Below are 20,654 nucleotides of genomic sequence, written 5' to 3' on the forward strand. Positions count from 1 at the left end.
CTAGAACCTAGAACCTAGAACCTAGAACCTAGAACCTAGAACCTAGAACTACGCGTCAATTAAATCTTCAATACCAACAATCAGCCAAGGCGCATCATCGCTGGTGGCACGCTCTAAGTGCCAAATTTCTAAAATAGGCTGTTCTTTATTATCGCCTAAGTCACGGTACTTCCCTTTAAAACGTACACTTACTTGCCATTTTTGTGTGTCGGTATCGGCACGTACAAGTTCTGCATCAATAAACATCACGTCAGTTGCAACGCTGTCAATCGCTTCACGTTCCGCTTTAAATTCAGCGACTAGTTCAGGGCTTAAGTATTCAGCCATCGTTGCATAGTCAGCATTATTCCATGCTGTTTGCAATGTATGATAATGGCTACGCGCACCTTGTAAAAAGCCGTTAGTATCAAAGTTAGCGGGTAAATTAAACGGTACGTCATTGGTTTGACTAAATCCACTTGTAGTGGTGTGCTCAGGCGCAGTTTGTCTCATTTGCGGTGCAGTAAATGCTCCTTGGCCGTGCGCCATTACAGGGGCGTTTTTACGACGTATTATACCGATGATAAGTTTAAAGATAATAAAGGCAATACCTGCCATTAAAATTATCTCAAGTAGTTGCATCCCTTCAAAGTCATCGCCCATCATTGCGGCGATTAATCCACCGGCTAATAAGCCGCCAAAAATACCTGCCATCATGCCTTTTTTGCTTGATTTTGGTTTTGCAGCAGGGGCGAGGGTATTGGTATCTGTTTGTTGTTTTTGTGCGGTTTGTTGTGTTTCTGGTGTTTGGCCACGTTTTTTACTACCAAACTTTTTACGTGCTTGTGCATCAAAACTTGCAGTACATAGTAGAGCAAGCAATGAAAATATAACAATCAGGTTTTTCATGAAGTTCCTTAAAACAAATTAGAACGGCGATTCTAAAGTAGTTCAGGAATTAGATAAATAGCGACAAACTGAATTAGTTCTAAAATGCTCAGTAGCTTGGTCAATAGATTAATTTAAAAGCAATTATTGGTTCAAGCAGGAAGAATATAACGATTGTTTCGCGAAGGTATAAATTGCATTGCCGTTATAATAACGGCAATGCAAAAGGAAGGTTAATTTAACCAGCGGATCGCACCATTAATACGATCATTGTAATTTTCTAATGGCGCACCAAGACTTGCTACTAAAATAGTATCTGCGTCAGCACCACGGTTAATATGGCCTTCAAAACGATCGTCTTGAAAATCATCGTCGCCGATGCCAAACGATTGCTGTTTTGATGGCACTATAAATACCGTCATCGGGCCATAGTCTGATTCAAAAACCAGGTGTAATCCCTTTTGGCCTTTAAAGTCACAAAACATTAGGTAAGTCACTTTACCTGGCAATTCATCTAAATGGCCGCCTAACACAGCAAATTTTTCATTTACCGTTGCTAAGCTGATTGCTTCGGTCTTTTGCAGCGAATTAATTTCATAGTAAACATGAGCAAGCGCATGTTCGCCAGCTGCGTACGCAACATTTTGTTCGCTGCTAAATAAAAATGCTCCCACAGCCACTAATACTGAGGCTGCCATGGCAAGTGGTAAACGAGCACGTTTAAAACGTGTACTTGCCTCAACTACATTATCTGTTCGTTGCGGCGGTGTTTGCGCGCTGGTATCAGCTGGTGCTTGGTTGAGTTGCTCAGTTGTGACCGACTCGTTTTGTGCATGCGCTGCGGTGTTTGCCAAAATACGCTCGGCAAGACCTGCTGGCACCGGTACGTCAAGTGCATTGGCAAGCTCTAAATCAAAGGCCTGCATATCATTAATAAATTCTTGTCGCTCAGAGTGTTGCTCTGCAAACTCCACAAGCTCCTTATCTGTGCTGTTTGGCTGTGCGCTAATTCGGCGACGAAACTCGAGATCATCCATTAATTTGATGCCCCTTTAAGTTGTTCATCATCACGGCTCAATGCCTCTTTTAACTGGTTTCTGGCGCGGTATAAACGCGTCATAACCGTGTTTTTATTTAAATCTAATATTTCTGCTATCTCTTCACCGGAGCAGCCCATAACGACTTGTAATAATAATGGCTCGCGGTATTCATCAGGTAACTTAGCGATTTGACGTTGGATCACTGTTTGTTCCATTTCGTCATCCAAGGTGACGCTTTTTTCGTCAACTAAGGTGTCGTTTTCAACATCGCTATAATCAAATTGTTTGCGTTCAAAACGACGGGCATTTTCCCGGCGTAAAATCGTCAATAGCCATGGCTTAGCTGCTTTTTGATCTAATAATGAATCCAGAGATCGCCAAGCACGTAAAAATGTTTCTTGGACAAGATCTTCGGCAATATTAGGGTCGCGGCAGAGCCAATAAGCAAAGCGATATAATTCGCTATGATAAACATGAACAAGTTTTTCATAGCGTGTTTTTTTCTCTGCCATATCAACTAAGACCTGACTTTTAGAGTTTTCATTTCCAAGCATAAGCACTTTTTTTATTTATTTTAAGTTATTTACTATTTGAGCGCGGGGATTGCTCCCCGTCACTTAAACTCTATTTATAAAGTCCTTTTAATACAGCTTGTTGTGATTTTTTTTGTACTTTACGTTGCTCTTCTAACATGCCGACAATCGCAATTAAATCAACATCTGTATCATTAGGACTATAGAGTGCAGCCCTTAGTTTAGCAATATGTTGACTAAGCTGTGCATTATCAGCTAGTTGTTCGAGCTTGTCTATTGCACCGCTCGATTGTTTTGTTAAGTGCATTGCGTAACGATTTAGCGCCTGATAAAAGGCACTTACATCATTGCTTTTAGCGTGTTTCTTTAATTCATCTAATGAAATTGATGAATCACTATGGGTTACTGTCGGCTTTGCTTGCATCAAGCTGCGCTGAGATTGACTGCGCCACCATAAAATCAAGGTAATAAACCATAATAAATAACCAATCACACTGATAATAATTAACCATAGCGGATACTGATTTATCGGCGTTGCTTGATAACTTATTGCTGCAGCATCTGTTGTTGCGCTTTGTGATGGCGTAAGTGGCTGCGCAGCAACGGCTGCTGGAGTGCTTGTGCTACTAGGTGTTACTGTAATAGTACGAGCTGGTAGTGTTGCATAACTGATCCGGTTAATCTTGGTGTTATACCAAGGCACGCTTACCTCTGGCAGTGTATAAGTGCCTGGCATCTGTGGTAACAAAGCGTACGAGGCTGTTTGTTGTGATATTACCCGACCATCGCGAACCAAGTGATTATTTTCTTTTTCATCTGGGTAACTGCGAATACCTTTGATTTCAGGCAGTTCAATATCAGGTAGTTGCTCTTTGGTGATACCAAGTGCAGTTAAGGTCAGCGTTCGCGTAATAGGTGTACCCACTTCTACTGTGTCGTCAGCGGGTTGCCATTGCTCATCTAAATTAACTAATTCACTAGGCAGCCATGCACCTTGGTAGTCACTTGGTATCGGTTTAATTTCAATATCGACATTATCACCCAGTGCAGATACATCTAATTGGCGATAGTCTTGGCGAATTCGACCTTGAAAAGTTGGTGCTTGAATCGTGTAACTACCACTTTTTTGGGGCTGTACTAAATACTCGCGAGTGATCACTAAGTAACGCTTACCATCAACAAGTTCATAGTTTTCAGTCTGCTTGCCGATTTGACTTAGCTGCGCATCGGACATCGCGGGGGCACTTAAGTTACCATCAAGTAACTCTTTGGCAAGATATAGCTTAACCGTGTAAAGCCCTGCCTCTTGAACAAATAGGCTGTCACTTGAAAGCGATGCTTTAATAAAAATATCGTTGTTTTGCTGCGTATCTTTACTGCGTTCAGCCACTTTTAATGCAATGGGCGCAGAGCTGACACCAGCTACACTAAATGCTGGGATTGTATAATCACCGGCAGTGCGGGTCATAAGTTTAATAGACCAAGTGGTTTCTTTTGAAATACTACCATTAATGATGTTTGTGCGGGTGCTGACACTGGTGCGGCCAACCACGAAGTCTTTTAACAGGACTGAGGTATCAGGTTGATCATTTTTTATGGTGTCATCTGCACTGATATTGAGCATAAAAAATTCACCCGCTAGTACCGGGTTTTTATCAACACTGGCTTGTAATTGCGTAACGGCCCACGAGGGCATAGCGCTGATAAGCAATAAACAACAGATTAATCGCATTACCATGATTTTTCGACTCCTTGTGGACGGCGTTGATTGTTTCGTTTTTGGGCTTCTAATTGCATTTTGTTACGTAACAGGATTGCGGGATCATCGGGTACTTTTCGCAATAACTGACTAAGCTGCTGCGCTTTCTCTTTCTCTTCGTTGGTAAGCTCTGCGGTTTGTGCTTGCATAGCTTGTTGCTTTGCCGCTTCTTCAGCTTGTTGCTGTTGCTCAGGAGTCATTTGTGGCTGCGGCTGCTTATTATCGTTTGCAGAGTCATCTTGGGGCTCGGTTTGCGCATCTTGTTGCTGTTGCCCATCAGTTTTATCACCTTGCTCAGGTTCCGCCTCCATTTGTGGCTCGTTTTGCTTGTCAGTTTGTTGATCAGATGGTTTGCCATCTTGCTGATCATCACTTTGCTTAGATTGATCGCCTTGTTGAGATTGCTGGTCCTGATTTGGCTGTTCACCTTGCTGTGACTTATCTTTATTTTGCTGATCTTGACCTTGTTCACCATCTTGGCTTTTTTGATCTTGGTTTTGTTCGCCGTCTTGGCCTTGTTGATTTTGCTGCTGTTGCTGTTGATTTTTCAATTGCTCAACGAGTGCCTGATTTTCTTTTGCTTGGGTAAAGTCGTCTTGCAAAGTTTGTGCTTGCTGATAGGCGGCAATTGCTTCGTCTAGCTTGCCTGCCTTTGCTAGAGCATTACCGTAATTATATAAACCAGTGGCGCTTTTATCTTGGCTAAATTGTGCCAATGCAGCATCAAAATTACCTTGCTGGTAAAGCGCCGCGCCTTTTAGTTGACTAGAATCTGCTGTGGCAGCTTGCTCATATTCACCTTGTTGATAGGCGTCCAGCGCACGTTGATCTTGATTTTTAAATACCGAAGGCAGCTCTACTGCATAAGCATTGTGTTGCGGTAAAAAGCTCACCACTAAAAATGCAGCTGCAAAAGCTCCTCGGCGAAAAATCCACAGCATCATTGGCAGTAAAATAAACAAGCCATAAATCCCCGCATCAATACGCCAGAGCGCTTGACTTTGTTTTTCATTTTTCAGTATTTCACTATTTGCACTGGGAGCAAAAATTTGAATATCGCGGGCACTAGGTTGATAAGTCGCAAATTTACCGCCACTGTTTCTTGCTAGACCATTAAGCATACTGATGTTGATGGTGGGCACCACAATTTGCCCGTAACTATCTTTTAAAAACCCACCTTCAGGAAGTTTAATTGGCGCGCCTTGCTCTGTTCCGATACCATAAATGTTTAATCGATAAGGGTTAGCGTCTGTAAATTGGCTGATATCTTGTTGCTCACTTTGTTCAATACCATCTGTTACTAAGATAATATCGCCTTCAAGGTATCCGGCTTGTGTTAATAACTCTTTTGCAGCATCAAGCCCAGCAAGTACGTTGGAGCCTTTATCAGGCATGATATCTGGGCTTAAACTTGGGATCAGGTTTTCAAGCGTCGCGGCATCATTGGTTAGCGGCGAAATGGTATAAGCAGTGCCTGCATAGGCCACTAACGCAGTGTCACCTTCTTTAAATAGTTTGATCATATCCAGCGCTTTGAAGCGCGCTTGGACTAAACGACTGGGCGCAATATCCGTGCTGTACATCGATAGCGACATATCCATCACAATTACACGGGCATTTTTGCTTTGAAATACCGGCACTTGTTTTTCTTCAAAACTGGGCCCTGCGCTAAAAATGACGGCTAACACTGCAAAGAGGGCAATTAGCCACATGGGTTGCGTGTTTTTTTGGTTGTTGGTGTTGATCACAAATTTTGCTAAGTGAGCTGCTATTAATTCACCTTGGCTGGTTTTCTTGTGCTTTATTATTGCAATAGTAAACACTAAACACACAGGAACTAATAACCACAATACGGTCGGGCGGATAAATTCAAAGTCCATTAGGCCTCCTGTCTTAATGCTTTTGCACTGATAAACATAACGCGCAGACCAATCAAGGTCAGTGCAATTAATAAAGGGAAGTAAAATAACGCACTTTGTGGGCGAAAGGTTTGCTCATCAGCGCTGATCGGCTCAAGTTTATCAAGTTCTTGATAAATTTGTTGTAAGCCGGCAACGTCTTTTGCGCGAAAATAAAGGCCGCCAGTTTGTTCGGCAATACGTTTTAGCAGGGTTTCATCTAAACTACCTCCGCTCATGCCTCCCATATTAAATAAGCTAAAGCCACGCGGATTATCAGAGCCTACGCCGATGGTATACACTTTAATGCCTTCTTCGCGGGCAAGCAGTAGGGCTTCTTCTGGATCTAAGTTACCGGCGGTGTTTTGACCATCTGTTAATAACACCACAATGCGATTGCTTTCATCTTTACTGGCAAAACGTTTTACTGATAAGCCCAGTGCATCGCCAATGGCGGTGGCACGGCCAACCAAGCCTATTTGCGCTTCTGATAGCATTTGGCTTACGGTTTTAACGTCTCGCGTTAGTGGTGTTTGTAAAAATGCCGTATCACCAAATAAAATCAGCCCTAAACGATCGCCTTGACGTTGCTCAATAAAGTCACTTAATACCGCTTTTACCATAGTTAAACGGTCAACATATTGGCCCTGATAAGCCATATCTTGCTCGGTCATTGATCCTGACAAATCCACAGCTAGCATGATATCGCGGCCTTCGTTAGGTAAGGTAATTGGCTCATCAAGCCAGGTTGGGTTAGCTAAAGCGGTGACTAAAAGCAACCAAACCAACCATTCAAATATACTAATACCACGCGCCTGTTGCTGGACAACTTGCGCGCCTAAATTGTGTTTGGCGAAGCTTGGAATACGTAAGCGGGTATTGCCTTCACTGTGCACTGGCTTAAATAAGCGCAACAACCAAGGCAGCGGTAATAATACAAATAACCAAGGCCAGCTAAATTCAAACATTCAGCGGCTCCTTTAATTTAAATTGCACAATGGCGAGTTTTAATTTCTGTGCCAGCGCAGTTTGATTGCTTTGTGATTGATAAAGGCTCATCAGTTCGTGTTCAGTAAATTGTTGTCCGGTCAGCTTATTTAGAGTAATACACCATTGTTTCGTGCCTTGTGATGCAGCACTTTGCTGATAATAGTGTAAAACCAGGCGTTTAATTAAAATATGTAGTTGCTGGGCATCTTCTGCGTGTTGTTCACTGAGGGAAATAGCTTGGCGTTTAGCTTTTTTAAACTGCCGTGCCCGGTACAACTGGTAACTTATAAAGCTGACAGTTACGAGTAACACGACAATGATGAGCCACCAAATAGGTGCTAAAGGCCACCAAGAAACATGGCTTGGCACAATCACATCATGGAGGCCAGCTAATGGAGAGGTTTGCATATTACTTTCTCACTAATTGCAGCTCAAGAGGTGTGGCTGCATTGAATGATATTAAATTAAGACCCGATTTAGTTAAGCGTTGCATTCGTGTGGTAAATGCTTGCTCAGCAGTTTTAGCAAATTTATCACGAAAACTTTTATCCATCAGCGGTAACGCAAAGTCACTGCCGTTGGCGCTAACCGTGACTGTTTGTTTAAACGCCGGTAGCTGATGCTCAAATGGGTCGCTAATATGGCAGCCGATCAGTTCACAATGTCGACTCAGTATTTCTAGTTGTTTAAAACTGGCATCATCAAGGGCGCTAAAATCTGACACTAAATAGACTAAGCTGCCCGGCTTGGCTAAATGATTCAAACGTTTTAGATTATCACTGAGTTTATTGTCTGCGGGCTCATCAATCTGCGCGAGTGCTTGCTGGTGGTTATTACACAAATTGTGGCATAGTTTTAACACGGCTTTTTCGCGGGCGCTGGGCTTGAGCTCTAAATGACCGTGTTGATTAAACACGATGCCACCGATGCGATCGCCGCGTTGGCACGCTGACCACGCAACCAAGGCACTGATATGCGCCGCTTGCACAGATTTAAGTAATAGCTTTGAGCCAAACAGCATTGAATTAGAAAAGTCTGTAAACACAAACACTGGCCGTTCTTTTTCCTCTTGAAACAACTTAGTGTGTGTTTCGCCAGTACGTGCTGTAACGCGCCAATCAATTGAGCGAATATCATCGCCTTGTTGATAATGACGTACTTCAGCAAACTCCATACCACGGCCTTTATGAGGCGCGAGATATTGGCCGGTCAGGCTATTTCTAATTTTAACTTTTGGCGCAAGCTCTAATAAGCGAGCTTTCGCTTTATAATACATCAGCTCTTTCAAGCCTAAGTCGACCCCATGGCTATGACTTAGGCTGAGCCACTGTTGGTTATCTAATTGGCTTTGCATGATTTATGGCACGGCAACAAGTTCTAAAATACGGCTAATGACTTGATCTTTAGTAACGCCATCGGCTTGTGCTTCATAACTTAAAATAATGCGATGGCGCAGAACATTATGTAACACAGCTTGAATATCATCTGGAGCAACAAAGTCACGACCTTGTAACCATGCATGAGCACGGGCACATTTATCTAAGGCGATGGTGGCACGCGGACTTGCGCCATATTCAATCCAGCTACCTAATTGGGCGTCTAGTTTTGCGCCTTCACGCGTTGCAATAATAAGTTGCACTAAATATTGCTCAAGTGGCTCAGCTAAATACAGCCCTAAAATTGCTTTGCGAGAGGCAAATAAATCGCTTTGACTAATTTGTTGTGCTGGTGCTTGATGCTCGCTCAACGCTTCGCCACGGGTAAGGCGTAAAATATCAAGCTCATGCTCGGCGCCTGGATAATCAATACTTAGGTGGAGTAAGAAACGGTCTAATTGCGCCTCTGGTAGCGGGTAAGTGCCTTCTTGCTCCAGTGGATTTTGGGTTGCCATCACCATAAATAAATCCGACAGCGGATAAGTGTTTTTACCAACCGTGACTTGGCGCTCAGCCATGGCTTCTAATAAGGCTGATTGCACTTTAGCTGGGGCACGGTTAATTTCGTCGGCTAAAATAAGGTTATGAAATAGTGGGCCTTTTTCAAAAACGAATTCGCTGGTCTGTTGGCGATAAATATCAGTACCGGTTACGTCAGCAGGTAATAGATCTGGGGTAAACTGTACGCGTTGGAATGAGCCTTCAACGCCTTTGGCTAATGCATTTACTGCGCGAGTTTTAGCAAGCCCTGGAGGGCCTTCTACTAATAAGTGACCATCGGCTAAAATAGCAATAAGTAGTGCTTGCGTTAATTCTGGCTGGCCAATAATTTGGCTATCTAAATAAGTTTTTAATTGTGAAAATACGTTAGTGGCCATAGTAAAAAAACTGTCCTGATTTGCAAGGTTTATAAAAGCTTAACTAGTAATATGGGTAAATAGTTTATAACACAAGTGTTAGACTCAAGTTTTCAAAATAGTTCGTTATTTTTTAACGATTTTTACCCTAGCATAGAAAGCGCAGTATTTTTTGTAAATATGCTAAAAAAAGCCTATGGTTGGTAACTAATTATACTATTTTCAATTTCGCTATTGGCTTTAGCACACGGGTTGTTTAGAATCGAGGAAAACAAACAGGTCAGACCTGTCAGTGGGAGAGCATTAATGTCTGAGCAAAATATACTAAAAACAGCAAAGGGCGATCGTATTGCCATCGTCAGTGGTTTACGTACGCCATTTGCTAAACAAGCAACTGCATTTCATCATGTACCAGCCCTTGATATGGGGAAGTTAGTCGTTAACGAAATGCTTGAACGCCTTAACTTTGATAAATCTGAAATTGATCAATTAGTGTTTGGTCAAGTAGTACAAATGCCAGAAGCGCCAAACATTGCCCGCGAAATCGTATTGGGTACTGGTATGCCAGTATCTGTTGATGCGTACTCCGTATCACGTGCTTGTGCTACTAGTTTTCAGGCGATTGCTAATGTGGCTGAATCAATCATGGCAGGTTCGGTGCAAGTGGGTATTGCTGGTGGTGCAGACTCGTCATCGGTATTGCCAATCGGCGTAAGTAAAAAATTAGCAGGTAGCCTTGTTGATCTCAATAAAGCACGTACCTTAGGTCAGCGCTTAAAAATATTCTCTAAGCTGCGTTTAAAAGATTTATTACCAGTACCGCCTGCGGTTGCAGAATATTCAACTGGTTTATCTATGGGTCAAACTGCCGAGCAGATGGCAAAAACTCACAGTATTAGCCGTGAAGATCAAGATGCCTTAGCACATCGTTCACATACTCTTGCTAGCCAAGCATGGGCAGATGGTAAACTTGCTGATGAAGTGATGACTGCACATTTACCGCCGTATAAAAGTTTTATCGAACAAGATAATAATATTCGCCATAATTCAACGGTTGAAGGGTACGCTAAATTAAAACCAGCGTTTGACCGTCAGCATGGCTCAGTCACTGCTGCAAACTCAACACCGCTAACTGATGGTGCAGCAGCGGTATTAATGATGAGCGAAAGTAAAGCCAAAGCATTAGGCTATAACATTTTAGGTTATGTACGTAGCTTTGCATTCTCTGCCATTGGTGTGAATGAAGACATGCTAATGGGGCCGGCTCATTCAACGCCTGTTGCCTTAGCGAGAGCTGGCATAACGCTTGCCGATCTTGATTTAATTGAAATGCACGAAGCCTTTGCAGCACAAACGTTAGCGAACATGAAAATGTTTGCCTCAGATAAGTTTGCGCAAGAAAAACTCGGTCGCAGCAAAGCGATTGGTGAAATTAACATGGATAAGTTTAACGTTTTAGGCGGTTCGCTTGCATATGGTCATCCATTTGCAGCCACCGGCGCACGACTTATCACCCAAAGTTTACATGAACTCAACCGCCGTGGCGGTGGCTTAGCACTAACAACTGCGTGTGCCGCAGGTGGCTTAGGTGCAGCCTTTGTATTGGAGAGTGCGTAATGACACAGTCAGTATTTAATTTAGACGTTGATGATAGCGGTATTGCCGTTGTCACCATTGATGTGCCGGGCGAAAAAATGAATACCCTGCGCGACACTTTTGCAGATGATTTAACAGCCTTACTTGATGACGCAAAACAGCAGTCAGTGAAGGGCATGGTATTCATTAGTGGTAAAAGCGATAACTTTATTGCTGGTGCTGATGTAAAAATGCTTGATAACGTGCAAAGTCGTGATGATGCACTGGCGATCAGCGAATTATGCCACCGTGCATTTTTTGATATGAAAAAACTGCCATTTCCAACTGTTAGTGCCATTCATGGTGCGGCATTGGGTGGTGGTTTAGAATTTGCCTTGGCGTGCGATTATCGCGTATGTACAGACAGTGATATCACTAAACTAGGCTTACCTGAAGTACAACTTGGTTTATTACCCGGTGGTGGTGGAACGCAACGCTTGCCTAAACTGGTTGGTTTGCAAAAAGCCCTTGAGTGGACGTTAACAGGTAAACAAATTCGCGCTAAACAAGCTAAAAAATCGGGTTTGGTAGATGATTGTGTACCACAGACCGTATTGCTAAAAGTAGCAAAAGAATTTGCTTCAAAAGGTAAAGCGAAAGCGGCCAAGCCTAAGCTTGATCGTATTAGCCAATTATTAGAATCGAATCCGTTTGGCCGAAACTTCATCTTTAAAAAAGCACAAGAAAATGTACTGAAAAAAACCGGTGGTCATTATCCTGCGCCGTTGGCTATTATCAAAGCAATACGCGCAAGTGTTGAGCTGGATGAACTAAAAGCTTATAAGACAGAAGCGGAAGGTTTTGCTACTTTAGTAATGAGTAGCGAATCAAAGTCATTACGTGGGATATTTTTTGCCACCACTGAAATGAAAAAAGAGTGGCGCAACGACGACGCTCCAGCAATCACTAAAACAGCCGTACTAGGCGGTGGTTTAATGGGCGCAGGTATTGCCCATGTTAGTGCTGTAAAAGCCGGTGTACCAGTTCGTATCAAAGATGTTGCAGAGCAGGGCATAAGTAATGCCATGAATTACAGCTATAAAATTTTAGATAAAAAGCAAAAGCGCCGTATTTTATCTAAGGCTGAACTGCAACAAACTATGAACCGAATTACTGGTACAACTAACTACAGTGGTTTTAAACACATTGATTTAGTGATTGAAGCGGTATTTGAAGACCTAAGTCTTAAGCAAGGTATGGTGGCAGATGTAGAACGTGAATGCCAAGCAAACACAATTTTTGCTAGTAACACGTCATCATTGCCTATCTCACAAATTGCGGCAGAAGCTGCCCGTCCAGAGAATGTAATTGGCTTACATTATTTCTCACCAGTTGAGAAAATGCCATTGGTTGAAATCATTCCACACGAAGGCACCTCAGAAGAGACTATCGCCCGGATTGTAAATTTTGCCCGTAAGCAAGGTAAAACACCAATCGTTGTTAAAGATAGCGCAGGCTTTTACGTTAACCGTATTTTAGCGCCTTATGTGAATGAAGCGGCTAACTTATTACTGGCAGGTGAGCCAATTGAAAAGATTGATGCGGCACTCGTTGAGTTTGGTTTCCCTGTTGGACCATTAGCACTATTAGACGAAGTCGGCATTGATATCGGCTCTAAGATTGCGCCAATTCTTGAAAAAGAACTCGGTGATCGTTTTAAAGCACCCGATGCGTTTTCACGTTTAATTGATGCCAAACGCTTAGGCCGGAAGACTGGCCGTGGTTTTTATCTTTACGATAAGAAAGCTAAAAAAGTAGACGAATCAGTTTACGAATTACTCGGCGTGAGCCCATCACCACGTTTAAATAAAAGCGAAATTGCTAAACGTTGTGTGGCACAAATGCTTAACGAAGCTGCCCGCTGTTTAGACGAAGGCATTATTGCCAGTCCTCGTGATGGTGATATTGGCGCAATCTTTGGTATTGGCTTCCCGCCATTTTTAGGTGGTCCATTCAGCTATATGGATAAACTTGGCGCAAACAAAGTAAGCTCAGAAATGGCTACTTTTGCTAATTTTAATCCGGTATTTGCGCCGTGTGCAGCTTTAGTTGCGATGGCTGATGATGGTGCAAGCTTTTATCAGCCTGAGCCTGCACAGCCAAGTAAAGCAGTTGTGGTAGAACAAACCGTGGCGGCTACGCAAGACGTTGCCGATGTAGAACCTGTCGAAGCGGTTGAGGCTCAAGAAGTTATTGTTCCGCCAGCGCCAGCTACTGAAGCTGAATCGGTAACCGACGCGCACCCAGCTGATGCAAGCGATGATAAAGTGAAATAGTATTTAATTGCTAGTTATAAAAACGCACTGATAGTTTGAAGTGCGTTTTTTTATGCCTAGAATTTAAAAAATTTAGTTGCTGAAATCATTTTGCTTTGTTGTTATAACAGGGGCATCCTAACTGATACCGCGTAAAGACGAATAATGAACATCAGCACTGCAAGATTACAATTGAGACTCCTTGAACAAGACGATTGGTCGTTTTTTCTAGCTTTGCATGATGAGCCATGCGTTATTGAAAAATGTTTTGACAGGCCTTCTGATACGCAAATACGTAGTAAGTTTATGCAGCGGTTGGCGCCGTGGCACCCTACAGCCAATAAGTCTTTGTGTTTGATGATCATTGAAATAAAAACAGGCAAAAAAGTGGGCGTTACAGGGCTTACAACATCATCATCAAACACTCCCGAAGTTGGTTATCTGTTAATGCCTGAGTTTTATGGTCAAGGTTATGCAACTGAAGCACTACAAGCATTTTTAACATGGGCGACGACAGCGTTTAACATTCAACAATTTACTGCTGTGGTTACGAAAGGGAATGTAGGCTCAGAAAAAGTGTTGGCTAAATGTGGCTTTAAGTTAGTTAGCGTTGAACCGTCAGCTTACGAAATTGGTGGGGTATTATTTGATGATCATCATTTTTTACTAACGTGTACGGAGTAAGGCTAAGTTGTACTGAACAAGTAGCTTGCGCAGTACAACATAAAATTGTGACTTACATATGAATTTCAATCGCTTTGCGATCTTTTTCCGGCATATTGGCAACCACTAAGTTAAATGAATTATCAATCATACGTTCAATTTCACCTTGCGGGATTGAGCCATCTAAAATAACAGTATTCCATAACCGTTTATTCATATGATAGCCCGGGATCACTGAAGGAAAAATATCACGAAGTGATTGCGCTTCATCCGGGTCGCATTTTAAATTCATCCACCAAATAGGGTTGCCGTCTTCGTCAGTTTCCCCTTCGTTGCCAACCGATAAAGTGGCAAACATTTTATGGTTTACTTTATATACATCAACTTCTTGGCCGAAAGGTTGGGTAACCATAACCAGAGGTTTTTTTGCTAAATACTCATGTGCAGTGTGCTGATCCATGATCCAGTCCTTGAAGTCATTTTTGGTAGTTTAACCATAGCAGCTTTTTCGTAGTTTAGTCATGAAAAATCGATTAATAGGTAAAATTTATGAGTAAATACAGGCCCTACGAGAAAAATAGCGGTATGTGATATTTTCTTATTGAAGAAAATCCAGTTCGTGGTATGTTTCTGGGGATTTATAAATTATAGGAAATACACTGATGCCAAAGGCAAGTGAAGTTAAAAAAGGTACTGCGATTGAGTTTAATGGCCGCGTTTTAGTGGTTAAAGATATTGTTCGTTCTGTACCACAAGGCCGTGCTGGTGGAAGTTTGTACCGTATGCGCTTATACGATGTAGTAACTGGTAGCAAAGTAGATGAAACATTCAAAGATAGCGACATGTTAAAACTAGCTGATTTAACTCGTCGTGAAGCAATGTTCTCGTATTTAGATGGCGAAGAATACGTATTTATGGATAACGAAGATTACACGCCATATAATCTTAATAAAGAAGCGATCAGCGAAGAAATTTTATTCGTCAACGAAGAAACCCAAGGCGTGCATGTCATTGTAATTGATGGCGCACCAGTGGGATTAGATTTACCATCAAGTGTTGAACTTGTGGTTGAAGAAACAGACCCTTCAATTAAAGGTGCTTCAGCGAGCGCTCGCTCTAAACCTGCACGATTATCAACTGGTTTGATCATTCAAGTGCCGGAGCATATTTCTACAGGTGACCGCATCCGTATTAATACCGCAGAGCATAAATTTATGGGCCGTGCTGAAAAATAAGTACGCTGCCTGTATTGATAAAAACCGACATCTTTGTCGGTTTTTTTATATCATTATAATTTATGCTCATTATTTGCCCGCAGTACTTTAAATCAGTGCATGCTTTGGTTACACTGCGCGCTCATTTTTTAAACTGAAAGAACGAGGCTGCTTTTGTATTTTCTGCTCAGCGTAGTATCTATTGTCGTTATGTATTCACAGGCAATTAAAAAAGGTATGCCAGTTAAACGCTGGTTGGTGCTAGCAGGGTTGTTAGGCCCCGTTGCATGGTGCTTGTTTAACTTACATTATCGTCGTGCACTAGTGCGCTGCGTGGGTATACAAGCGTGCACATGGCGACCATAGGCTGTCATTTATGCCTGTTGTACTAAACTAAGTGCCGCTTGGTTTTGTTGTTTCTTCAAAAATTCTGTAAATTCAGCTCGCGATAAAGGTTTTGAATAATAGTAGCCTTGCATCGTTTCGCAATTAAGCTCTTTTAAGATTGCAATTTGCTCTGCTTGCTCAACCCCTTCAGCCACCACATGTAAGTCTAAGTTATGTGCAATGGTAACTATTGAGTCAACCATATTACGGCCTCGCTCTGTTTGCATATCATCAATAAACGCTTTATCAACTTTTAGCGTATTAAGTGGAAACTGCTTTAAATATGCAAGTGATGAGTAGCCAGTGCCAAAGTCATCCATGGCTAAATGAATACCACGGGCACTGAGAGAGCGCATGATCGAAATAGCATCTTGTGGGTCGTCCATTACCGTACCTTCCGTAATTTCAAGTTCTAAAAAGTACGATGGCAAGGCGTGATTTTGTAAAATCACATCAATACGAGTAGTTAGATCCGGTAAGCTAAATTGTTTAGCAGACAAGTTTACCGCAACTCGGCCATTAAATAAGCCAGCATCCAGCCAGGCTTTAACATCACGGCATGCTTTATGAAGTACCACTTCACCAATTTCGATGATTTGCCCAGTTTCTTCTGCGATGGGAATGAACACGCCAGGACTAATAATGCCTTTTTTCGGAGTAATAAAACGCACTAAGGCTTCCATTCCAGTGAATTTACCGGTGCGGATATTCATTTTTGGTTGGTAGTAAACTTCAAAATGATCTTCTTTTAAACCAAATCGCATTAAGTTTTCAATTTGCAGGCGTTTTACTGCTTGGCGGTTCATGGTGTCATTAAAGAATAAGTAGCTATTACCTTTCTTTTTCGCATGGTACATCGCAGTATCGGCATTTTTAAGCAGTAGTTCTGGGGTATTGCCATCTTCTGGGAATAACACAATGCCGACACTTGAAGTGATCACTAATTCGTGACCTGCCATTTTAAATGGCGTGGCAATGGCGGCTAAAAACTGTTTTGCCATTCTGGTAATGGTATGAATATCGTTAGTGCCAGACATAACTAAGGCAAATTCATCGCCACCTAAGCGGTAAAACACATCTTTTTCACGGGTGAGTTTACTCAACCGCATTGCTAGTTTTGCCAGTAAACTGTCGCCTAGTTGATGCCCTAATGAGTCATTAATTTTTTTAAAGTTATCTAAATCAAATACTAGTAATGCATGATGGCTGTCTTGTTTTGCCAGCTTTTTAAGATCGGTAAAAAATAGATTTCGGTTAGGTAAGCCAGTTGTACGATCGCGATTTGATAAGTTATGTAGTTGTGATTCGGCTTTTTTACGCTCGGTTAAATCTGAATATACAATGACATAGTTACAAATTTGATTATGTTCATTCTTAATTTCATCGATTGAGATTTCAATCGGTAGTAGTTTTCGCTCACTATTGCGCAGTTTAACTTCTTGTTGCCAATGGTCGGTAAGACGAACAGTATTTTTAATATCATCAATATAACTTTGCTCGTAACCTGGCAAGGTAAATGGCTTGTTTAAATAGTTATCTCGGTTCCCACCAAACTGCGATAAAAAGCTGGGATTAAGATCAACCAGGTTAAAGTTTTTATCGTAAATGGCTAATGCATCAGTGAGTGATTCAACACATTTAGCGAATAAGTTAAGGCGTGCCTCGGTTGATTTTAATTGCGTGATATCGCGTACCGTGCCAGTCATTCTTAGCGGGTTTAAATTGGTGTCTTTTTCAATGATTTTGCCTCTGTCGAGTACCCAATGCCAGCGATCAAAGCTATCTTTAATGCGATAGCTGGCTTCAAAGAAAGCGGTTTGCTCCGCAAAGTGTTGCTTTAACAGTAATTCAACTTGCGCTATATCATTAGGGTGAATAAGGGCTTTATTAGGTGGAACATCAATGATGGTATTTCTATCCATCATGTATTTATCGTTAATGCGCAGTACTTCACCAGTTTTGATATTCCAATCCCAAAGTGTGTCACCACTGCCTTCAACCGTGCTTTTTAAACGCCGTTCAGAAATACATAATTGGCGTCGTGAGCGGCGTAATTTGTAGATTGTGAATAATAAGTAAGGCAGCACTAACGTAACAAATGCACTCGGTAAATAAAGCATTAAAGTTTGCTGATCGACTAATTGCTCGCTATAGCCCAATGGGCTAAAGCAGAGTAATAATGAGGCGAATATGAATGTGTTGAATATTATTTTTATTATTATCATAGGGCACTTCTGTATTTTGCACTTGATAATCTAATTGAAGCACGGTGTTGTGTCAAAGAGAATGAGAAGAAATCAGCTTTTTTGTCGTTTTGTTTGTTTTAGGTACGCTTAGTAGCTCATATCTTGGTCTATGTTCTGCAAATGTCTCGCGAATATAAGTAACTATCTGCGCAAGACTAAGGTTTTCCAATGCTTCTAACAATTTTTGTTGCATATGAAAGTGATGATCTTGATTACCAATGGCAAGCCACAAGCGTTGTGAACGCAGCCGGAGGTTTTTATCTTTTTCGGCGATGTGGGTGGTTAAGCCATGTTTTTGTTGCTGCCATTGCTCTTCATTTAATTGCTCTAATGAAGCAAGGAATTGCTCAAGAAACGCATTATGACGCTCAAAAATCGCGGTTGCACTGTAGTTAGGTGACTGCACGTAGAAGGCGATGCCCGCACGAGTATTAAAGGGCGCATAACCTGCGCCCACTAGGTAGCCTAACTGTTGTTTGGTACGAAGTTCATTAAAGTAATCTTGATTAATAAGATGGTTTAGCGCCATCATTTTTACTTTTTCAACAACGTCATCGGTTTGTGCTTGGTAATAAATAACCATCGCATGATCGCTACAATTTAGGGTCAGTTGCGAGCGGGTTATTTTGTCTATTTCAAATAACGGACGGGTTAGATCTTCAATCGTTGCTGATTTAGCTAAGTGGTGAGCAATCTTTTTTTGAAACTCAATTGCATCACTTTCTCGCCAATTACCGTGCAAAAATGACTCTACATGCAAGGCATTAAAAAACTCGCGGCGAAAACAATTAAACTGATGAAAGCTGGTATCTTTAAGTGCCACAGCAAGCTGCTCTGGTTCTGGATTCCACGGCATTATTTTTGCACCCAGCACGCTAAATAATTCACCAACGGGTTTATTTTGATTGCTGTTACGCCAATGACGGACTAACTGTTTTTTATACTCGGCAAAACGTTTAGCGCAAATATCGACGTTAAATAACGCTTGGAGTAATTCATCAACTAATTCTAATTGGCTCGATGAGAGTCCCGCAGTGTGCAGGGTTAAACCACCTTGATGTGAGGTTAAGTGATAACTTAAACCAGCTAACTCTGCCGGGTAAAATTGTTCTGCAACACTATCCATAAATAAGTCTGCAAATAGACGAGTAAGTGCCATGTGTTTGATATCTTTAACAGCAAAGTCAGAATCCATCGCCAAATAAAAGTGCCCCTTGGCAACTCGAAAAGTGTTGTCTTGTTTAAACCAAAAATCAAAGCCAGGTTCTTTTACTAATAGTTGTGGGTGATTTTGTGGCTGCTCAACGTCATACAATGACACTTCTTTGGTTAAATAAGGGTTTGCTGTAGGTAATAGCATTTCTGGTAGTGGAGTATTAATTTCGCACAGCGCTTCCAGCCAACAGCTAGAAATACTTTCGATCCGATAGGGCGTGTGATACCACTGAGTGGTATGCTCAGGTTCAACATCAGGATGGATCAACACCAAGCGCATATTATGCGGCGTTAACCATTGCATTGCAGTTTCATGAGCCGTTTGATTAAAACCATCCATGAGATAGTCACCTTGCACATAATTGGCTTCATCGTAGTGTTGCATGTTGATGCTTAAATTACTGACCCAATCTATTAAGCGGGCTTTTTCTTGGTTATCAAAGGCGATTTGTAATAGATTTTTTTTATCTTGATATAAGCGCGGTAATTTATCGATGTTTTGATTAATTAAACAAATATATTCAAACACCATTTCAACGATGTCTTCATAGTATTCAATTCCTTCATCGGTCAGTGCCATGCTGATATTAAAATCTTTAAAGTTGCTACCGTTAATGCCACCTCCAGCAGAGAGGGCATTGATCCAACCTTGCGCTTTTAAAATAGAGTAAAGCGACCCTTGCCCTTCATACCCTAATAAATGCGCAATAAAACTAACGGTTTTATGGCGATAAAAATCATCAATATTAGGCATCGCAAAACTTACTATGAGTTTTTGCATATGCTTATGCGGTTCTATATGCAGTACTTTGCAAAGATCTTGCGCGCGATAAAGTGATGCCTCAATGACGGGTTTTGGTTGCTGCTGACCTTTAATATCATTAAATAATGTAGTTACCCATTGCACCATAGTGTCAATTTCTGCATCAGCGCAGATCACTAGGCTCATCCACTGGGCTTGATAATGGGAGTTAAAAAAATCTCGCAATTCTTTGCTTACACAGCCATTACGATCCGCTAAGGTTTGCTGATTACCCACTGAAAATTTAGCAAATGGATGAGCAGGATTAACGGTTTCTTTGTGTGCTTGATAGATGCGTCGGCCATCGTCTTTTATTTTTAATTTAAATTCTGCATCAATGGCATTACGTTCTTTTTCAGTTTCGCCAGGGTTGAGAGAAGGTGCAATAAAAAACCGGCTAAATTGGCTCAGTGCTTGTGCAAACTCTTGATTGTTAATATCGAAGAAATAACAAGTGTGCTCGGTGCCGGTCCATGCGTTGGTGTTGCCACCGGATTGGGAAACAAAATTACCAAACCCGCCGGATTCCGGAAATTGGTCTGTGCCTAAAAAAAGCATATGCTCTAAAAAGTGCGCGAGCCCTTGTCTATCAACAGGATCGTCAAAGTGACCAGCATTCACGGCCATCGATGCAGCGGCTTTAGTTGAATCTTTATCTTGCACTAACAGGACTTTTAGACCATTGTCCAGTGTGAGGGCACGGTATGTTCTGTTATCATTGCGGCTGATATTCAAATGATGCTCCTGAAACGTTAAGTTTACTCGTTAACAACAATGATAACTTCAGGGCTGCGATTAAATTGCTTGGCGATTTTTACCTGAATATCATAAGCGAAATGTGTGACGTTGTTTTAATA

The 20,654-nt window shown here is 41.7% G+C and carries 16 protein-coding genes; 4 read left to right on the forward strand and 12 right to left on the reverse strand.

Features of this window, described 5'->3' with window-relative positions; genetic code table 11:
* Positions 1-48 precede the first annotated feature (48 nt).
* The 9 genes from H5163_RS16835 to H5163_RS16875 form a co-directional block, all read right to left on the reverse strand.
* Positions 49-888 carry a Tim44 domain-containing protein gene (locus H5163_RS16835; RefSeq protein ID WP_182735577.1) on the reverse strand — a complete coding sequence of 280 codons (840 nt, stop codon included), beginning with the start codon at positions 886-888 and terminating at the stop codon, positions 49-51.
* Between the two features lie 212 nt (positions 889-1,100).
* Positions 1,101-1,904, reverse strand: a complete 804-nt coding sequence (locus H5163_RS16840; protein ID WP_182735578.1) for a DUF3379 family protein — start codon at positions 1,902-1,904, stop codon at positions 1,101-1,103.
* A complete protein-coding gene (locus H5163_RS16845) occupies positions 1,904-2,461 on the reverse strand; it encodes a sigma-70 family RNA polymerase sigma factor (protein ID WP_149983044.1) in 558 nt (185 codons plus the stop codon). Before H5163_RS16845 ends, H5163_RS16840 begins: the two co-directional genes overlap by 1 nt.
* A gap of 70 nt (positions 2,462-2,531) precedes the next feature.
* Positions 2,532-4,178: a BatD family protein gene (locus tag H5163_RS16850; RefSeq protein ID WP_182735579.1), complete on the reverse strand. Its 1,647-nt coding sequence runs from the start codon at positions 4,176-4,178 to the stop codon at positions 2,532-2,534.
* The gene (locus H5163_RS16855; protein ID WP_182735580.1) at positions 4,172-6,079 is read right to left on the reverse strand and encodes a VWA domain-containing protein; all 1,908 of its coding nucleotides are present in this window, start codon (positions 6,077-6,079) and stop codon (positions 4,172-4,174) included. The genes H5163_RS16850 and H5163_RS16855 overlap by 7 nt, the downstream gene beginning before the upstream one ends.
* Positions 6,079-7,065: a VWA domain-containing protein gene (locus tag H5163_RS16860; protein ID WP_145240351.1), complete on the reverse strand. Its 987-nt coding sequence runs from the start codon at positions 7,063-7,065 to the stop codon at positions 6,079-6,081. The genes H5163_RS16855 and H5163_RS16860 overlap by 1 nt, the downstream gene beginning before the upstream one ends.
* Complete coding sequence (locus H5163_RS16865; RefSeq protein ID WP_145240353.1) at positions 7,058-7,495, reverse strand: DUF4381 domain-containing protein; 438 nt, start codon at positions 7,493-7,495, stop codon at positions 7,058-7,060. The genes H5163_RS16860 and H5163_RS16865 overlap by 8 nt, the downstream gene beginning before the upstream one ends.
* A gap of 1 nt (position 7,496) precedes the next feature.
* Positions 7,497-8,441, reverse strand: a complete 945-nt coding sequence (locus H5163_RS16870) for a DUF58 domain-containing protein (protein ID WP_145240355.1) — start codon at positions 8,439-8,441, stop codon at positions 7,497-7,499.
* 3 nt (positions 8,442-8,444) lie between these two features.
* The gene (locus tag H5163_RS16875) at positions 8,445-9,401 is read right to left on the reverse strand and encodes a MoxR family ATPase (protein WP_064667661.1); all 957 of its coding nucleotides are present in this window, start codon (positions 9,399-9,401) and stop codon (positions 8,445-8,447) included.
* A 285-nt stretch (positions 9,402-9,686) separates the two neighbouring features.
* Between H5163_RS16875 and fadI the strand changes: the two genes are divergently transcribed.
* From fadI to H5163_RS16890, 3 genes are all read left to right on the forward strand, one after another.
* The gene (gene fadI / locus H5163_RS16880; protein WP_145240359.1) at positions 9,687-10,997 is read left to right on the forward strand and encodes an acetyl-CoA C-acyltransferase FadI; all 1,311 of its coding nucleotides are present in this window, start codon (positions 9,687-9,689) and stop codon (positions 10,995-10,997) included.
* Entirely contained in the window at positions 10,997-13,291 is a 2,295-nt protein-coding gene (fadJ, locus tag H5163_RS16885; RefSeq protein ID WP_182735581.1) for a fatty acid oxidation complex subunit alpha FadJ, read from the forward strand. Before fadI ends, fadJ begins: the two co-directional genes overlap by 1 nt.
* Positions 13,292-13,435: 144 nt before the next feature.
* Positions 13,436-13,954: a GNAT family N-acetyltransferase gene (locus H5163_RS16890; protein WP_182735582.1), complete on the forward strand. Its 519-nt coding sequence runs from the start codon at positions 13,436-13,438 to the stop codon at positions 13,952-13,954.
* A 52-nt stretch (positions 13,955-14,006) separates the two neighbouring features.
* Here H5163_RS16890 and H5163_RS16895 read toward each other — a convergent pair whose 3' ends face one another.
* Positions 14,007-14,393 (reverse strand): MmcQ/YjbR family DNA-binding protein, encoded by a 387-nt coding sequence (locus tag H5163_RS16895; RefSeq protein ID WP_145240364.1) that lies wholly within the window; start codon positions 14,391-14,393, stop codon positions 14,007-14,009.
* 202 nt (positions 14,394-14,595) lie between these two features.
* Here H5163_RS16895 and yeiP point away from each other — a divergent pair, with 202 nt between their 5' ends.
* Positions 14,596-15,168: an elongation factor P-like protein YeiP gene (gene yeiP, locus H5163_RS16900; protein ID WP_145240366.1), complete on the forward strand. Its 573-nt coding sequence runs from the start codon at positions 14,596-14,598 to the stop codon at positions 15,166-15,168.
* Between the two features lie 353 nt (positions 15,169-15,521).
* On the opposite strand, the gene H5163_RS16905 is transcribed toward yeiP, so the two are convergent.
* Together H5163_RS16905 and H5163_RS16910 are read right to left on the reverse strand one after the other, a co-directional pair.
* Positions 15,522-17,654: a bifunctional diguanylate cyclase/phosphodiesterase gene (locus H5163_RS16905; RefSeq protein WP_257326390.1), complete on the reverse strand. Its 2,133-nt coding sequence runs from the start codon at positions 17,652-17,654 to the stop codon at positions 15,522-15,524.
* Between the two features lie 157 nt (positions 17,655-17,811).
* Entirely contained in the window at positions 17,812-20,532 is a 2,721-nt protein-coding gene (locus H5163_RS16910; protein WP_182735583.1) for an insulinase family protein, read from the reverse strand.
* Between the last annotated feature and the right edge of the window lie 122 nt (positions 20,533-20,654).

It is taken from the genome of Pseudoalteromonas sp. SG44-8 (genome assembly GCF_014164125.1).
GTDB classification, from domain to species: domain Bacteria; phylum Pseudomonadota; class Gammaproteobacteria; order Enterobacterales; family Alteromonadaceae; genus Pseudoalteromonas; species Pseudoalteromonas rhizosphaerae.

Bases quoted from the DNA above. Each gene is read 5' to 3' on its own strand.
- H5163_RS16890 (WP_182735582.1), top strand. From the start codon at position 13,436: ATGAACATCAGCACTGCAAGATTACAATTGAGACTCCTTGAACAAGAC.
- H5163_RS16895 (WP_145240364.1), bottom strand. From the start codon at position 14,393: ATGGATCAGCACACTGCACATGAGTATTTAGCAAAAAAACCTCTGGTT.
- H5163_RS16835 (WP_182735577.1), bottom strand. From the start codon at position 888: ATGAAAAACCTGATTGTTATATTTTCATTGCTTGCTCTACTATGTACT.
- H5163_RS16875 (WP_064667661.1), bottom strand. From the start codon at position 9,401: ATGGCCACTAACGTATTTTCACAATTAAAAACTTATTTAGATAGCCAA.
- H5163_RS16865 (WP_145240353.1), bottom strand. From the start codon at position 7,495: ATGCAAACCTCTCCATTAGCTGGCCTCCATGATGTGATTGTGCCAAGC.
- H5163_RS16905 (WP_257326390.1), bottom strand. From the start codon at position 17,654: ATGCTTTATTTACCGAGTGCATTTGTTACGTTAGTGCTGCCTTACTTA.
- H5163_RS16845 (WP_149983044.1), bottom strand. From the start codon at position 2,461: ATGCTTGGAAATGAAAACTCTAAAAGTCAGGTCTTAGTTGATATGGCA.
- H5163_RS16870 (WP_145240355.1), bottom strand. From the start codon at position 8,441: ATGCAAAGCCAATTAGATAACCAACAGTGGCTCAGCCTAAGTCATAGC.
- fadI (WP_145240359.1), top strand. From the start codon at position 9,687: ATGTCTGAGCAAAATATACTAAAAACAGCAAAGGGCGATCGTATTGCC.
- H5163_RS16840 (WP_182735578.1), bottom strand. From the start codon at position 1,904: ATGGATGATCTCGAGTTTCGTCGCCGAATTAGCGCACAGCCAAACAGC.
- H5163_RS16850 (WP_182735579.1), bottom strand. From the start codon at position 4,178: ATGGTAATGCGATTAATCTGTTGTTTATTGCTTATCAGCGCTATGCCC.
- H5163_RS16860 (WP_145240351.1), bottom strand. From the start codon at position 7,065: ATGTTTGAATTTAGCTGGCCTTGGTTATTTGTATTATTACCGCTGCCT.
- H5163_RS16855 (WP_182735580.1), bottom strand. From the start codon at position 6,079: ATGGACTTTGAATTTATCCGCCCGACCGTATTGTGGTTATTAGTTCCT.
- yeiP (WP_145240366.1), top strand. From the start codon at position 14,596: ATGCCAAAGGCAAGTGAAGTTAAAAAAGGTACTGCGATTGAGTTTAAT.
- fadJ (WP_182735581.1), top strand. From the start codon at position 10,997: ATGACACAGTCAGTATTTAATTTAGACGTTGATGATAGCGGTATTGCC.